This window comes from Flagellimonas chongwuensis, from assembly GCF_013376415.1.
Classification (GTDB): Bacteria; Bacteroidota; Bacteroidia; order Flavobacteriales; family Flavobacteriaceae; genus Flagellimonas; species Flagellimonas chongwuensis.
The window spans coordinates 904,462-920,348 of the sequence record NZ_WYET01000001.1; the positions used below are offsets into that span (position 1 = coordinate 904,462).

Genomic DNA, 15,887 nt, shown 5'->3' on the forward strand with positions numbered 1-15,887 from the left:
ATTTTTTTGTTTTCAAATAATCATAAATTAAGTATCCAAATAAAGCTGCACCCATAATTGCGGTAATTGGATTGTCCCAAATTGAGTCTCCCTCGCTTTCGGTCCTTAAATCACCAAGCACACTTGATTGGAGAATAAATATTATAAAATGATGCATTAGAATTTAATTTTATTGTCTTTTATATACTTCGGTGTATTCCTCATTTGAATCGCTATTGCCATTTGAATGCAACAAGTGAAGTTCGTCTTCCATAATAGAATATTTGCTTACTTCTGTTTCGCTTGCTGACCAATGGATATAAAGACTGTCCTGAACCGTTTCGTATGGGATTTCCTCTATTTCTGTAATTTCTGAGTTGCTATAATCTGTCTGTATTGCAATCCCATCTTCCTTAAACTCAAAAGTGCTGTATTCTGTGTCATCAAAGAATTCCTTGTCGTCATAAATTACTTCTCCTTCGTCGTTATAGTCGACTAGGTGCGAATAATACAACTTCCAGATTCCAATGAGAGACTCTTGTGTTTCTTCTGGCACGTTGGTTTCTTCAGAATTGGAACATGAAAATGTTACTAGTAGGAACGCTAATAGATAGGATTTGATGGATAGACTATAATTCTTTTTGTTTCTCATGGTTTGTAGTTATAATGCTCAATTACAAAGTGCTTTGTGTTTTAATCAATGATATAGTAATTCCCGATTTTGCCTAATTTCAAAGAGTTTCTATGAACTCGTCCCATTTTACCATCAACAATTACCTTGAAATACTTTCCATCTATTGTGTCCATGACCTGTACTGTAGAATTTTTTGGGCAACTGTATATTATTGAATATCCTCCATAAAGGTCATATAGAGGAACTTTGTATTTTGGATTGTCAAATTTGGTCGTATATAAAATTCTGTTAGAGGTTGGATTTCTTTTATAAGTGGGCGATTTTTTTGAATCACTGAGAATATTGTTGTATTCGCTGATAAAATAATTCATTACTTGGTTTGCCGTCTGGTTATTAGAGTAATCATATTTTAAGTTCCTTCCGTTGAAGTCGGAGACTACCTTACTAAATCTGTTGACTGCCCTTTTTCTGGTCTGTAAGTCGTTTATTCCCATTAAAAGGTTGTGTAGGTATTTTATTTTGTCCCTTATCTTTTCAACATTCTGGTCATACCTTGATTGCTTACTGGACAAAACACGGTCGATAAGGTCTGTATCTTGTGTGTTTTGATATGTGTATGTACTGTTGGTGGATTTTGCTATATCCGTATATTCCCATTGTTGTAGATATGGGTTGTATGTCTGATAGCCGACCAAAGTACCTTGGCTATTGTAGAACTCATACCTCTCCAAGTAACGGTTATATTTTTTAGTGTAATTCTGGGAGTAACAGTGCACAGCGATTGATAGGAACAAAACGAATATTATTGATTTCATATTTTTTTGGATAATTTAAATGGAAATCAGAATTCTTTATTACGGTTTTCTGTAATGACAATGGATTTGTCCAATAATATTAGTTAAAAGTGATTAAAAACACAAATGTGTGTCCGAAATCTCTTTTTGAAGGCTTCATTTTTATCATGTGCTTGGTAAAGATGATGAAATAAGAATTTTACAATCAATTGGAGAATTGATAAGACATCTCAGGGAGTCGAAAGAGATGTCTCAACATGATTTGTCTATTGAGGCTGACATTCCAAAAAATCAAATAGGTAGAATAGAGCGGGCAGAAATCAACACAACAGTAATAACTCTTCACAAAATAGCATCCGCATTAAATGTAGATGTCGCTTCCTTGGTGAATCCACATTCAAACCAAACTTAAGCAAGGTAAGTCTTTAATTGTCAAAAAGAATAACGGCGATTACTAAAAATATATATCAAAAGAGCTTCATTCTTAACAAATGCTAAATTTGAATTGTGTAAATCCCTGAAGAAGGTCAATTACCTTAAGTACGGTGTTGATTAAGCGTTTTCTCCTCATACCCTCCTATTTGAAAATCGAATTTTTTTAGACTTTGTAAAAGGAAAAGGAAAAGGAAAAGCATGGCTGGATTACGATAATATTTAAACTTTTCTAGGCTATATAACACCCTGTGCAGCACCCTATAAAACCAATAAAACCGCAACACTTTGGTTATTAAGTGAATGCGGTTTTTCTAAGTGGTACCTCCAGGAATCGAACCAGGGACACACGGATTTTCAGTCCGTTGCTCTACCAACTGAGCTAAGGTACCAAGCTTTATTAAGCGGGTGCAAATATAATTTCAAAATTAGGATATACAAACAAAATCCCGAAAAAAAGGTTTTGATTTTTTCCAATTCCCGACCTTTGCAGCATGAATCTGGTAATCGACATCGGCAATACCTTGGTCAAATACGCTGTTTTTGAGAACGGAAGCATCATCTACGACCATAGTTTTGAATCGGGACTGTTCCTCTCCAAAATAAAGGAACTGTTCGAGAAATATCCCCGGATAAACAAGGCCATACTATCATCCGTAGGTAAATTGGACCGAAAGGAACGGGATATAGTGGCTCTTTTTTGTAAAGTGCATGTGCTTACCAGCTATTCCAAAATGCCCTTTAAGAACAGTTATGCCACACCGCAGACCTTGGGTGTGGACCGCTTGGCACTTGCCGCCGCCGCTTATTATCAAAACCCCCGAGGTAATACCTTGGTGATAGATGCCGGTACCTGTATCACCTACGATATGGTGAACAATGCAGGCGAATATGTGGGCGGCGCCATTTCTCCCGGTGTGCGGATGCGGTACCGCGCCATGCACGAGCAAACGGCCGGTCTGCCCTTATTGGCTCCCGACGAACTTTTGGATTTTATCGGCAACAGTACCAAAACATCCATGCATAGTGGAGTAATAAACGGCGTGTCGCAAGAAGTTGATGGGGTAATCGACCAATATCGCTCTCGTTTTCAAGATTTAACAGTTATTTTAACAGGGGGAGACTCCCATTTTTTTGCCAAAAGGCTAAAAAACACCATATTTGCGAACTCCAAATTTCTCTTGGAAGGACTTAATTGCCTACTGGAATACAATACAAATTGAATGATTAAAAAGATTCTGATTGCTTTTCTCTGCGTGGTTGCACATGGAGCGTTTGCACAAAATGGAACCATTTCGCCATATTCTTACTTTGGTATAGGCGACGATAGGGACAAAGGAGCAGTGGATACCCAGATGATGGGTGGTGTGAGTATGTATGGGGACAGTATCCATATCAACCTTTCAAATCCGGCGGCGTATTCCAAACTTAGGTTAACGGCCTACACTGCGGGAATCTCCCACAAAGAGTATCAGCTTAAGAGTTGGAACGAGCAACAAAGAACCGGGGTGACCAATTTGGATTATCTGGCCATTGGCTTTCCATTGGCGAAGAACGTAGGATTTGGTTTCGGGATAATGCCCTATTCATCGGTGGGCTACAGTTTGAATTCAACTTCGAACTCGGCCGATGGGGAGGTCTCCAACTTTTTTGAAGGTGAAGGAGGGCTCAATCGGTTATATGCTTCCATTGGGTTTGAGCCTATTAAAAATTTGAGTTTTGGGGTTACGGCCAACTTTAATTTTGGAACTTTGGAATATCAAAGGATTCAAAGTGTGGAGGGCGTACAATTCGGTACTTTGGACGATCGTGAATCCAATATAAATGGATACGATTTTAAATATGCCCTCAATTATAACCCGACCATTAAGGACAAGTATACCCTTTACACATCGGTACTTATAAATACGCAAGGAAACCTTACTTCGGAAAATACCCAGACATTGGGATCGTTTTCACTGGTAACCGGAAACAATGTTGAGGTGGTGGATGTGGACTTGGATGCATCCAATCTTAGAAATACAGAACTGAAAATACCCACTAGGACCACTTTTGGACTCGGTCTTGGAGAAAACAAGAAATGGTTTTTAGGAGCAGAATACAGTTTTCAACAGATGGGCGATTTTGAAAATACCTTCCTAGGACTGGATAATATCGACTATGGCGATGCCAACACCTATGCTTTGGGAGGGTATTGGATTCCCGACTATCGTTCGTTGACCGGGTATTTTAATCGTATCACATATAGGGCCGGTCTTAGGTATGATGTAACCGGAATGACCATCAACAATAAAGAGATAAACAACTTTGGCATAACTTTTGGATTAGGTTTACCGTTGGGCGCAGATTTCTCTAACCTAAATGTAGGTTTTGAACTAGGAAGACGCGGAACAACAGATGCAAACCTTATAGAGGAAAGTTATTTTAAAGTCAATATAGGCTTATCGTTAAATGATAGATGGTTTCAACAAAGAAAAATTAATTAATAAGCCTTTTTTTAAAAAATTCATAAATAACCACCCATATAAGGCCCTGAAAAGGGATTTTTTAATGAAAATTTGTACTTTAACAGCTTTAAAATTAGAAAGATGAAAAAGAGACACTACTTAACAATGATAATGGTCACCATGTTGACGGGATTAAGTATGGCCCAAGCACAGAACCCCGAGTGTATGACCAATCTGTCTATTTACGCAGAACACGTAAAGGTGAAAAACTATGATGCAGCTTATGAACCATGGAAAATGGTTTACGAAAGTTGCCCGGACATCAACAAGGCGAATTTCTCCTATGGAGAAAGAATCTTGAAAGCAAAGGTTGAGAATTCTACCGGAGCTGAAAAAGATGCTTACGTTCAGGATTTGTTGTCCTTGTACGATAATAGTCTTAAGTATTTCCCGACCAATTACACCAAAGCAGGTGTAGCCATCGACAAAGCATTGTTGATGTATGAGAACAAAATGGCTTCGGACGAGGAATTGTTCACTATGTTGGACAAAGCCTTCCAAGAAGATCAGGAAAACTTTACAAATCCAAGGGCCCTGTACCTTTATTTCTCCAGCTTGGTGGATTTGCACGATGCTGGTAAAAGAGACCTTCAAGATGTTTTCAATACATACGATGATGTAACCGGTAAACTTGAAGAAGAAAACAAGAAATTGACCGATGTAGTTACAAAATTGTTGCCTAAGGATTCTTTGGGTACACTTACTTCCAAAGAGAAAAGAACTCTTAAGGTGGCCACGGTGAATTCAGAATCTTTCGGTAAAGTAGCTAGTAGTGTAGATTCCAAATTGGGTGCGCTTGCCGATTGTGACAATCTTATCCCATTATACGAAAAGAGCTTTGATGAAAAGAAAGATGATGTAAAATGGGTAAAGAGAGCCGTAGGTAGAATGTTCTCCAAAGAATGTACCGACGACCCTATGTTTAGAAAACTGTTCGAGGCTCAGTTGGCTTTGGACCCATCTGCCGATGCATACATGTACGGTGGTGTACTTAAGCAAAAGTCAGGAGATATGAACGGTGCACTTGCTGATTTCAACAAAGCAGTGGAATTGGAAACAGATTCTTACAAAAAATCTGATATCCTTTATAAAATTGCGACCACGGTTAGAAACAGTAGCAAGTCTCAAGCAAGAAGCTATGCGCTAAAAGCTATAGATGCTAATCCAGCAAACGGTAAGGCTTACTTATTGATTGCCAATCTGTATGCCTCTAGTGCCAATGCCTGTGGCGATACTCCTTTTGAAAAAAGAGCCATATATTGGAAGGCGGCCAGCATGGCAAGAAAAGCAGGTACTGTAGATCCAGCTTTGAGTAGCCGAGCCAGTCAAACAGCAGCGAGTTATGATGCCAAAGCGCCATCTAAAGAAATGATCTTTAGTTCAGGAAAAGCAGGTCAGACCATTACTTTCAGCTGTTGGGTAGGAGGTAGTGTTGCCGTACCTAGTCTATAAGGTGAAACAGAAATCAAAACATATTTTAAAGAGCTTTGCCACGGTATTCACCGTGGCAATCCTTTTTATGTCCTGTGGTGATGGTTATGAAAGAGTGGGCGAGGAAGCCGTTAAACCTCTTTTTCCGCAAGGTGTGGCCCAAAATTTTACTTTGACGTACACCGAGACCGTCGAGGCAATGAGTACCCAAGACTCCGCCAATTCCAGGGTAGTGGCTGTGTTGTCAAGTCCATTGTCCGAGGATTTTGATAACCAAGCTTTCAAGTTTCGTACCTTTCCAGAAGGATTACAGGTTGATTTTTACGATGAAAAAAGTCAAAAAAGTGTAATCGTTGCCGATTATGGTATTGTATATTCACAGACTAATTTGATAGATTTGAGGGGGAATGTCATAATCAAAAGTCATGACGGTAAAAAATTGGAAACCGACCAGTTGTATTACGATAGAAAAAACAATTGGATATTTACCGAAGCCGCCTTTACATATACAAACCCCGAGGACGGAACGGTAATGGATGGTGAGGGCATGGACTTTAATAAAGATTTTACCTTTTTTAAAGCTCATAAAACTTATGGCTTAATGACAATAAAAGAAGAAGAATAGGATGATCAAAGTTTTAAGATATACAGAATACCTTTATTTGGCAGTAGCGGCCATTTCCATTTACAAGATTGCAACACTTTGGAACGTTGATCCAAAGGAAACCTACATATTTATCTTCTTTGCCGTGGTGTCCATAGGCATGTTCATCTTTAGGAGAAGATATCGGAAACGTTTTGAACAGCGAAACAAGGATAATCAACAATAGCATTGGATTCTTCCGTAATCATCATCGTTCTTTCTTTGCTGTTTTCGGCATTTTTCTCGGGAATGGAGATAGCTTTCGTTTCCGCCAATAAAATCCATATTGAAATTGAAAAAAAGCAAGAAGGCTTCTTGGCCAAGGTACTCACCTTGCTTACCGATAAACCTTCAAAATTCATTGCCACCATGCTTATTGGAAACAATATTGCATTGGTAATTTATGGGCTTTTTATGGGGGATATGCTCATGGAGTGGTTTCAGAGCCTGCTTCCCTCCAATATTCAACTTGTTGATCTACTGCTGACGGACTTTAGCTTATTGTCGCAAACCATTATTTCCACACTCGTTATTTTATTGACGGCCGAATTTTTGCCAAAAGTATTTTTCCAGATATACGCCAACGTGCTGATCAAGGTGTTTGCCGTCCCGGCTTATGTTTTTTATCTACTGTTCTCGGTAATTTCTTGGTTCGTAATCAAAGTGTCCGACTTTATATTAAGGATATTTTTCAAAACAGAAGGGGATGAAGTTCAGCTGTCCTTTACCAAATTGGAATTGGGGGACTACATTACCGAACAAATGGAGACCGTAGAGGAGGAGGATGACGTAGATTCCGAAATACAGATTTTTCAGAACGCACTTCAATTTTCCACGGTAAAGGCAAGGGAAGTAATGGTTCCCCGAACCGAAATTACAGCGGTAGAACTTAACGAAACACCTAAAAACCTTACCAAACTTTTCACCGAAACCGGCTATTCTAAAATTTTGATATTCAAGGATAGTATTGATGAGATTATTGGTTATGTACACTCCTATGAACTGTTCAAAAAACCAAAGACCATTAAAAGTATATTGCTCCCGGTCGAGTTTGTTCCGGAAACCATGCTTATCCAGGATATATTGAACGTACTGACCAAAAAGCGCAAGAGTATGGCGGTTGTTCTGGACGAATATGGGGGTACCTCGGGTATTTTGACCGTGGAGGATATTATCGAGGAGCTTTTTGGGGAAATCGAGGACGAGCACGATTCCACCGACCTGCATGAAGAGCAGATAGGCGAGAATGAATACAAGTTCTCAGCCCGTTTGGAAGTGGACTACATCAATGAAAATTATAAATTGGAGCTTCCGGAAGGAGAAGAATATGAAACATTGGGAGGATTGATCGTAAATCAGACCGGGGAGATTCCAGAACAGGATTCAGAAGTTACTGTGGACAACTTCACCTTCAAAATTTTGGAGGTGTCCAACACCAAAATAGACTTGGTAAGTGTACGCGTTCATACTGAAGATTAATAATTTCCACCCCTTTTTTAGCTTTCCTATTTGAAAAGAAAGTGGTATTTTCGCCCACTGAATTTAAAGAAAACAAGCAGTAAAATGGCAATATTAGAGAATATTAGAAAACGGACAACAGTTCTTATTCTAATTATTGGTTTGGCTTTGTTCGCATTCGTAATATCAGGAGTATTCAGCAGTAATAATTTTGCTGGTGGAAAAGTGGGCTCCTCGGTTGCAGAAGTAAATGGGGAAAATATTCCAATTGATGAGTTTAGAACCCAGGTTGAAACAGCATCCAGAAGGTACGGACCATCCGTTACATCCACCCAATTGGTGAACATGGTATATGATCAAGAAATCAGAAAGGCTATCTTGAACCAACAATTCGAAGATTTGGGCATTGATGTGGAGAGCGATCAGATCGTTGAGTTTGTGAGAACCTCTGGTTATGCACAGATTCCAGATTTTCAGGATGAGAACGGATTGTTCAACGAACAAGTGTTTAAAAGTGCCATTGCTGATTGGAAGGCCAACGATCCTTTACGATACGATGCTTGGTTGCAGGATGAAGAGTCTATCATTCAGGCAGCTAAGGAACGTATGTATTTCAATTTGGTAAAAGGCGGTGTTACTGCTACCCTAACCGAAGGCCAATTGAACTACGATATGGCAAACAACAAGGTGGACATGCAATACGTTCGTATTCCATACACTTCGATTCCAGATAGCACTATCGAAGTTTCCAAAAGTGATATCCAATCCTATATCGACGACCACAAAGCTTTGTTCAAACAAGATAAGGCACGTGATATTCGTTTTATTTATTTTGAAGAAAAGCCATCAGCTGAAGATGAAAACAGCGTTAAGACGGCAATAACTGCTCTCTTGGATAACTCTGTGGAGTATTCGGAAGCAAAAGATGCCAACGATACCATCCTTGGATTTAGAAACACTACGGACATGGCCGCTTTCTTGGACAGGCATTCCGATGCCAAGTTCGATACCATTTATAAGGCCAAAAAAGACCTTCCTTCTGTTGTTGCCGATACATTGATGACAATGGGTGTTGGGGAAATCTACGGTCCATATAAAGATGGAAATGCTTATAAAGTATCCAAAGTAATGGACAGAAAAGAAAATGGAACTGCAAAAGCAAGCCACATTTTGATTACTTGGGAAGGAGCAGAGCGTGCCAACCCATCCGTTACCAGAACCAAGGAAGAAGCCGAAGCCGAAGCAAAGAGATTGTTGGCAGAGGCTAAAAAAGAAGATGTGCTCTTCACCACTTTGGCCAGGGAAAATTCAGACGGACCATCCGCTCCACGTGGCGGAGACCTTGGGTATTTCCAAGAAGGAGTAATGGCCGACGAGTTTAATGATTTTTGTTTTGGTAATCCGGTAGGAACCATTGGTTTGGTGGAAACCCAATTTGGTTACCATGTAATCAAAGTTGACGATAAGCAAGATGTGATTCAGGTAGCTACATTGTCGAGAGAAATAGAGCCATCAGAAGAAACCATCAATACCTTGTTCACCGATGCCACTAAGTATGAAATGGCGGTTATGGATGCAGAACCAGAGAACTTTGGGGATATTGCAAGGGAAAGTAGCTACACCGTTCGTCCAGTAAACAAAATCAAGGAAATGGAAGAGAACCTTCCGGGTCTTGGTTCACAGCGCAGCATTGTGCAATGGGCGTTTAACGACGATACCAGTGTTGGTGATATCAAACGCTTTAATGTAAACAATGGTTATGCCGTGGTGCAATTGACAAAAAAATATAAGAAAGGACTTATGGCACCAGAGGATGCTTCAGCTACTGCGTTGCCAGCCATCAGAAAGGAGCGTAAAGCAGAACAGATAATTGCTGCCAACAAAGGTAAAGCAATGGATGCCATAGCCTCTGCTAATAATGTAAGCTTAAGTACAGCTTCTGCCTTAACATTGTCTTCCCCAACACTGCCAGGTGCAGGAAGGGAGCCATTTGTTGTTGGAAAGGCCTTTGCGATGGAGAAAGACCAGACTTCTGATTTGCTTGAGGGAAGTACTGGTGTTTACATGATCAAAGTGACCAATAAAACGGAAGCAGCCGATGTGGAGAATTACAGCACCTATGCGCAAAATCTACAAACAAGTGCTGCTGCCCGAGTAAATGGGGCCGTGTACAATGCTCTAAAAGATAAGGCAGAGATAGAAGATAAAAGAGCGACATTCTACTAGGATTTAGCTAAAGATGATATAAAAAAGCCTCCCGATCGGGAGGCTTTTTTATTTAGTTTCATGTTCATCCCACCTCATTTTATAACAGATATGCGTGATTTTGCCGTTTGGACTCACAGTGATTTCAAAACCTTGTTTGGTACGGAAATACGCATCCCGAAGGAAATACCACTTGCCATTTTTAAAAAAGAATTCACGTTTATCCGGTTTCCAATCGGCAATGGGATATATATAATCTAAAAGTGCTTGAAAATCGGGTGCAGATTCCTCGTTGAGTACAAAATCTTCACGTATATAGCTCCTAAGTTCTGGTAGTGGAGTATCGGTTTTTATCCTCTCAAACCGTTTTACCTCCAAACCGGTATCCACCACAATAAATTCATGAACCTCTTTTTCTTTTTCGCCATATATGTTCTTAGTCTCTTGGGTGATATAGTACACATCGTGCTTTAGAATGTTATGGACCAATTCCGAGGTGATTAGATTGTAATTGGTAGTGCAACTGCTGTTGATAAAGTTATCTAGCCTTAATAGTGTTTCTGTGTCATTTTGACCAAACACAATCGTAGTCGACTGGAAAAGAAGCCCAGCCACTAGATTTCCAATTGTTTTTTTGCTGATTTGGGCCATTATTCTCATTAGTTTGATGAATAAGTATCAAACATACGGGCAATGGACGGAATTTTAGGGTGCCAATTGACGGATGGCCTGTTTGGGTTGATGGATGAGGTAATTGATAAAGAGAAAAATGCCACATTCAAATTTGAATGTGGCATTTTTTAAAAGAAATCATATTTCTTAATTATTCTAATCTACATCCCAGAATATCTTGGAGAACATAGTATCCCCATTATTTAGTTTACTTCTGGCTGAATCCCAATTGGAACGGTTTAGTAACTGTTCGTTCTGGGGATATATCACCCTTGTTGGAATAATATCTAGCCCAGGAATATTAGTCACAAAAGTAGTTCCATCGTATGTATCTCCCGGGACACTCAATGTGTTGGGATAACCGGTTCTTCGGTACTCTGTCCAAGCTTCGAGTCCATCCATGTAGAGTGCAATGTATTTTTGGGTAAGAACTGTTTCTTCTGAAGCCACAGCAATGCTTTCTACGTAATTATCAATAACATCTGAAGGTGCTCTCCAGTATTCCATGGATGCTTTTATGCCATTTTCGTAATGCATTTGATTCCAATCCGTGAATTCAGACCTTATGAATTCCACTTCACTATAGGTCAACAATGGCTGAGAAAAATCAGGAGCTAGTATGTGTTCTGCAGGAATACCTTCATCAACCACTGCTCGGGCAATATCTTGGCCAAAACCATAAGGTATTCCAACCACTTCCTCAGACTCCAATCTTTTGTCAAAATAAAGTTCTACCCGTGGGTCAGCATCAGAGTTCATGAATGGGCCTGTACGATTATATAATAAGTCTACAAAGGATAAAGTCGGGGCAAAATCCCTTCTTGCATTAACTGTAAAAGCGTTGTGCCATGGCCCTCCTGTAATATCGTCAGTGCCAAAGGTAAACAAGGCATTGTCGGTATTGCTGCCAAAAGCAGGCTCGTTGGACTCCATAAATACATTATTGGCTAAAGTTGGATTGACGTCCAGAAGGTGAACGGCTAGTCTCAGCCTTAAGGAATGAGCAAATTTAATCCAATCACTGTTAGCAGAATATATAGTGCCAAAAGTAGAACCTGATGGATTGATTTTTTTTGAAGCATCTAGCAATTCTGCCAATAAATCTTGATAGATGATGGATGCATTGGTGTAAGCTGGGTTTGGAACAGGGTTTTCATCCAATAAACTCAATGCTTGAAAGTCTGGATTGTCTCTTTGACCATAGCTCCAATAAGGAACGTCCCCAAAAGTGTCCACCAATTTATAAAAAGTATATGCCATCATCATACGACATACTTGAATCTGGTCATTGTTACTGCCATAAGGTTCCATGAGTGCTTTGGTTTCAGGATCTTCGTTTAGTTCAATGACTTTCTGATAATCTGTTAGGATACGATAGGGCCATTCCCACATATCGTCTATCATAGAAGGGCGTAGAGCATATAAGTTTTCTTCTACATAAAAGGCACCTGCCCAATACTGAGCTATACCCAAAGTACCTCTGCCGGCTACCCATTCATCATTTAATTCCCATGCCAAATCATATGTTGCATTATTGAATAATTGGATGGAGGGCACAGAAACAGGATTATCTGGATCTTCAATATAATCTGTATCACAACTAGCCACTATGGCCATAAGACCAAGAGTCATTAAAAATTTCTTTATATTATTTCTCATTGCTTTTTGTTTAAAAGGATAATTGAACGTTCATTCCGTATGTTCTAATGGATGGTTGTAGTCCACCTTCCAAACCTTGTATGTTACCAGAACCTGTTGAAACAGTTTCAGGGTCTATTCCATCATAATCCAACCCCCAGGTAAACATGTTTCTACCAAAGAAGCTTATTCTTGCAGATTCAAAAATATCGGCAAGGTTTTTAAAGGTGTAGCCTAAGGTTATCTCTCTTAGTTTAATAAAATCAGCATTAAACACATTTTGTGCATCGGGAGTGCCAAAACCGCCATAATGGTTTGTCCCATATTCTTGTGCTGAAATTGTAGTGGTGTTTTCAGCCGTATCGGTGACGGTATAATCTCCATTTTCATCATAGGTAATTGTTCCTGTGACACCATCTAGCACTATACCTTCTTCACGGATATTGTTGTCAACAGTTTCTTGTAGCATTCCTGAATACATACCCCATTGATGTGTGGTTGAAAAGTATTTGCCTCCCTTGCTCATTTCCAGTAAAAAACTAAGGTCAACATTTTTATAACGGAATGTGTTTCGCAATCCGCCTGTATAATCAGGTAGAACAGAGCCTAATGGCACTAGATCTGGAGTTGCGGCGTAGGCTCCACCTGAGGTAATCACTTTGTTGCCGGCATCATCGTAAATAAAATCCGTACCCATGATGACACCATAAGGTTGTCCTTCGGTTGCGACCAATTGCGCTCTAAATGGTGCGCTGGTAAGATTGATGGTTTCCAAACCTTCTGTTAATTTTACCAGTTCATTTTCATTTTTTGCATAGTTGACATTGAATTCCCATGAAAAATCTTCTGACATAATAGGTTTTACTCCCACCTGTACTTCAATCCCTTTGTTGGTCATTTCCCCAGCATTGATCCATTGGGCAGCGTATCCTGTACTCAACGAGAGATTTACAGGAATAATCTGGTCAGTGGTAGAGTTATTGTAATAGGTTACATCAAGATTGAACCTGTTCCTCAGAAAGCTAAGTTCGGCACCAACTTCCCAAGTTTCTGTTATCTCATTTTTAAGATTCACATTTTGTAAAGTATTTGGTGCAGTGGCTCTACCTTCGCCATTGAATGGGTTTAGTACCGATAAAGTACTTGAGGCGTCATAAGGATTTGCATCGTTACCAACCTGAGCCCACCCAGCTCTTAATTTACCATAGCTGAACCAGTTAGAATCTTTTGCAAATGTTTCTGAAAAAACCCAAGCCAAAGCAGCTGATGGATAGAAGTATGAATTCTTGTCATTTGGCAATGTTGAAGACCAGTCATTTCTAGCAGTCATATCTATAAAGATTTGATTTGCCATGGAAAAGTTCAAGCTTCCAAATAGACTGTTTACTTTTTTTAATTCTGTGTCGGTGGCTTTATTTAGTGGCCCATTACCATTGTTGATGTTAAAGATTCCTGGAAGTGCCAAACCACCTGTTGTGGAAATTGCCCTATAATCTAGTTGGTAGTCTCTCTGATTGGCACCTGCCAAGGCATTAATACCAAAATTATCGGTGATGTCCTTATTATAGTTAAGAGTAAACTCGTAATTGTATTCTTGGAAATCATATATTCTTTCCAAATATGAAGATTGCGCCTGAGAACCAATTGCTTTTTGTTCGGTATTCCTAAAATTGTATGTATCTCCGTAGACAGACAGTTTAGCTCCTAAATCATCACTTATCATATAATTGAGACTTGCCGCACCATAAATCCTAGAACGTGTGTCTGTCGGATAATTTTCAAAGGCAGTCCAGTATGGATTATCTGAATAATTGGGGGTTGGGTCGTTCCAAGCTATTCGGTTCCATGTTCTTTGAGAGCCATCATTGTTTTTGTAATTTCTTAACCTATCATAATCCAGTTGTCTTTGCCCCCATTGAAAAAACTTCTGGGTAACACTATTGTCATCATAACCTATTGTCGGTCTTATTCCTTGAGACTTAACATAGTTTAAGTTACTGGTGAACAACCATTTTTCAGAAAGTTGTTGTTTGAGGTTCATTCTTATGAAGTGCTTTTTTATTTCTGAGCCAGGCAGAATCCCTGTGGTATTTTGGTTTCCAATAGACATTAATGTACTGCCTTTATCACCTCCTGTTGTAACTGTTACATTATTATTGATGGATACTCCAGTATTGAAAAAACTATCAACATCATTAGCTGGTGCAACCCAAGGTCTGGGTTTAAGGTAATCTTCAGGAAAACTACTTTGATCAAATGCATCCCAGTGTAGAACCATCACATTAGGGTCGTATTTAGGGCCCCAACTTTCATCGACAGCATATTGGGGAATCAAATATTGGGTGTTATTAATGTTCACAGTTTCAAATCCATTGATGCCACCATCTTCATCAGATATAATTGAGCCTCCACCGTACTCCCGTTGTAAATTGGGAAGAATGGCAACTTGCGACATAGCTACGGAGGTATTAATGGTAACTCCTAATTTTTTTGAAGACTTTCCGCTTTTTGTTGTTATCAGTACTACACCGTTAGATGCACGAGACCCATAAAGTGCGGCTGCTGCACCCTTTAATACAGTAACGCTCTCAATACTGTTGGGGTCGATATCGTTTATAGTACTACCAAAGTCAACACCACCAGCACCCCGCTGTGCATTGGTTGTGTTAAAGTTGGAATTGTCCATTGGAATTCCATCAATTACAAAAAGCGGTTGGTTTTCACCAGTAATGGAATTTGTCCCCCTTATTAAAATACGCTGAGAACCGTCCAAGTTTCCTGATGGTGAATTGATTTTTAAACCGGCAACTTTACCTGAAAGTGCTGAGATTGCATTGTTGTTTTGTGCCGAATTCAATTCTTCAGAATTGACTTTTGGAGCTGAATATGCCAAGGATTTTGGATCTCTTTGAACACCCAATGCTGTTACAACCACCTCTTCCAAGGCTTCCGCACCCTCCTCCATCTGCACATTTATCGTGGATGAAGAACCAACAGTCCGCTCTACAGTTGCCTGACCAATGTAGCTAAACCGAAGGGTTTGTCCTGTACTGGCCATGATAGAGTAGTTTCCATCAAAATTGGTTTGTGCTCCGTTTGTAGTTCCTACTACCATAATAGAAACTCCAGGGAGCGGCAGTCCATTTTGGTCGGTAACTGTACCAGTTACATTTTTTTCCTGTGCTAGTGTTGTGGCGCATAAGCACATTAAAAATACCAGCAACATGCCATAGTTTTTTGCTTTCATAAATTAAAGAGTTATTAGTTAGTTAGTGCAATCAAACAAAGCAGGGGGTAAAACTTATTTGTAGGCTAATTCAAATAATCATCCTCCTTGACAATGAAAAACAATGATTCGGGGAAGAATAATTTTAGAGCCCCTACCTTGTGGATTGCGCCATAAAAAAAGGGAAAGAAATAACGGGTGCTGTAAGCGCTTATTAACCTTTACATATTTGCCGAATGAAATTTACATTTACAAGTTTGCAGTTTGT

At 39.5% G+C, this 15,887-nt stretch carries 13 protein-coding genes and 1 tRNA gene; 8 read left to right on the forward strand and 6 right to left on the reverse strand.

Features of this window, described 5'->3' with window-relative positions; translation table 11 throughout:
* Positions 1-169: 169 nt before the first annotated feature.
* On the reverse strand, positions 170-631 hold the full coding sequence (locus tag GUA46_RS03985) for a hypothetical protein (protein WP_176619382.1): 462 nt from the start codon (positions 629-631) through the stop codon (positions 170-172).
* Between the two features lie 41 nt (positions 632-672).
* A complete protein-coding gene (locus GUA46_RS03990) occupies positions 673-1,428 on the reverse strand; it encodes a hypothetical protein (RefSeq protein WP_176619383.1) in 756 nt (251 codons plus the stop codon).
* Between the two features lie 148 nt (positions 1,429-1,576).
* Here GUA46_RS03990 and GUA46_RS03995 point away from each other — a divergent pair, with 148 nt between their 5' ends.
* Positions 1,577-1,819, forward strand: coding sequence for a helix-turn-helix domain-containing protein (locus tag GUA46_RS03995; protein WP_313790852.1), 243 nt, complete (start codon positions 1,577-1,579; stop codon positions 1,817-1,819).
* A 339-nt stretch (positions 1,820-2,158) separates the two neighbouring features.
* Here GUA46_RS03995 and GUA46_RS04000 read toward each other — a convergent pair.
* A tRNA-Phe gene (locus GUA46_RS04000) sits at positions 2,159-2,231 on the reverse strand.
* A 102-nt stretch (positions 2,232-2,333) separates the two neighbouring features.
* Between GUA46_RS04000 and GUA46_RS04005 the strand changes: the two genes are divergently transcribed.
* The 7 genes from GUA46_RS04005 (at position 2,334) to GUA46_RS04035 (ending at position 10,104) form a co-directional block, all read left to right on the forward strand.
* Positions 2,334-3,062, forward strand: coding sequence for a type III pantothenate kinase (locus tag GUA46_RS04005; protein WP_176619384.1), 729 nt, complete (start codon positions 2,334-2,336; stop codon positions 3,060-3,062).
* Entirely contained in the window at positions 3,063-4,325 is a 1,263-nt protein-coding gene (locus GUA46_RS04010) for a BamG family beta-barrel-assembly machinery protein (protein WP_176619385.1), read from the forward strand. It abuts the gene before it with no gap.
* Positions 4,326-4,427: 102 nt separating this feature from the next.
* Positions 4,428-5,798 carry a hypothetical protein gene (locus GUA46_RS04015; RefSeq protein WP_176619386.1) on the forward strand — a complete coding sequence of 457 codons (1,371 nt, stop codon included), beginning with the start codon at positions 4,428-4,430 and terminating at the stop codon, positions 5,796-5,798.
* A gap of 1 nt (position 5,799) precedes the next feature.
* Positions 5,800-6,402, forward strand: a complete 603-nt coding sequence (lptC, locus tag GUA46_RS04020; protein WP_176619387.1) for an LPS export ABC transporter periplasmic protein LptC — start codon at positions 5,800-5,802, stop codon at positions 6,400-6,402.
* 1 nt (position 6,403) lies between these two features.
* Positions 6,404-6,607 carry a hypothetical protein gene (locus GUA46_RS04025; RefSeq protein ID WP_176619388.1) on the forward strand — a complete coding sequence of 68 codons (204 nt, stop codon included), beginning with the start codon at positions 6,404-6,406 and terminating at the stop codon, positions 6,605-6,607.
* A gap of 2 nt (positions 6,608-6,609) precedes the next feature.
* Positions 6,610-7,899 (forward strand): hemolysin family protein, encoded by a 1,290-nt coding sequence (locus tag GUA46_RS04030; RefSeq protein ID WP_108246959.1) that lies wholly within the window; start codon positions 6,610-6,612, stop codon positions 7,897-7,899.
* A gap of 84 nt (positions 7,900-7,983) precedes the next feature.
* On the forward strand, positions 7,984-10,104 hold the full coding sequence (locus GUA46_RS04035) for a peptidylprolyl isomerase (protein WP_176619389.1): 2,121 nt from the start codon (positions 7,984-7,986) through the stop codon (positions 10,102-10,104).
* A 48-nt stretch (positions 10,105-10,152) separates the two neighbouring features.
* Here the strand turns inward: GUA46_RS04035 and GUA46_RS04040 are convergent, their stop codons facing one another.
* The 3 genes from GUA46_RS04040 to GUA46_RS04050 form a co-directional block, all read right to left on the reverse strand.
* Complete coding sequence (locus GUA46_RS04040) at positions 10,153-10,734, reverse strand: hypothetical protein (RefSeq protein ID WP_176619390.1); 582 nt, start codon at positions 10,732-10,734, stop codon at positions 10,153-10,155.
* Positions 10,735-10,911: 177 nt separating this feature from the next.
* The gene (locus tag GUA46_RS04045; protein ID WP_176619391.1) at positions 10,912-12,414 is read right to left on the reverse strand and encodes a SusD/RagB family nutrient-binding outer membrane lipoprotein; all 1,503 of its coding nucleotides are present in this window, start codon (positions 12,412-12,414) and stop codon (positions 10,912-10,914) included.
* 10 nt (positions 12,415-12,424) lie between these two features.
* Complete coding sequence (locus GUA46_RS04050; RefSeq protein WP_176619392.1) at positions 12,425-15,640, reverse strand: SusC/RagA family TonB-linked outer membrane protein; 3,216 nt, start codon at positions 15,638-15,640, stop codon at positions 12,425-12,427.
* Between the last annotated feature and the right edge of the window lie 247 nt (positions 15,641-15,887).

Coding starts and splice junctions, on each gene's coding strand:
- GUA46_RS03985 (WP_176619382.1), bottom strand. CDS start 631: ATGAGAAACAAAAAGAATTATAGTCTATCCATCAAATCCTATCTATTA.
- GUA46_RS03990 (WP_176619383.1), bottom strand. CDS start 1,428: ATGAAATCAATAATATTCGTTTTGTTCCTATCAATCGCTGTGCACTGT.
- GUA46_RS04005 (WP_176619384.1), top strand. CDS start 2,334: ATGAATCTGGTAATCGACATCGGCAATACCTTGGTCAAATACGCTGTT.
- GUA46_RS04010 (WP_176619385.1), top strand. CDS start 3,063: ATGATTAAAAAGATTCTGATTGCTTTTCTCTGCGTGGTTGCACATGGA.
- GUA46_RS04015 (WP_176619386.1), top strand. CDS start 4,428: ATGAAAAAGAGACACTACTTAACAATGATAATGGTCACCATGTTGACG.
- GUA46_RS04025 (WP_176619388.1), top strand. CDS start 6,404: ATGATCAAAGTTTTAAGATATACAGAATACCTTTATTTGGCAGTAGCG.
- GUA46_RS04035 (WP_176619389.1), top strand. CDS start 7,984: ATGGCAATATTAGAGAATATTAGAAAACGGACAACAGTTCTTATTCTA.
- GUA46_RS04040 (WP_176619390.1), bottom strand. CDS start 10,734: ATGGCCCAAATCAGCAAAAAAACAATTGGAAATCTAGTGGCTGGGCTT.
- GUA46_RS04045 (WP_176619391.1), bottom strand. CDS start 12,414: ATGAGAAATAATATAAAGAAATTTTTAATGACTCTTGGTCTTATGGCC.
- GUA46_RS04050 (WP_176619392.1), bottom strand. CDS start 15,640: ATGAAAGCAAAAAACTATGGCATGTTGCTGGTATTTTTAATGTGCTTA.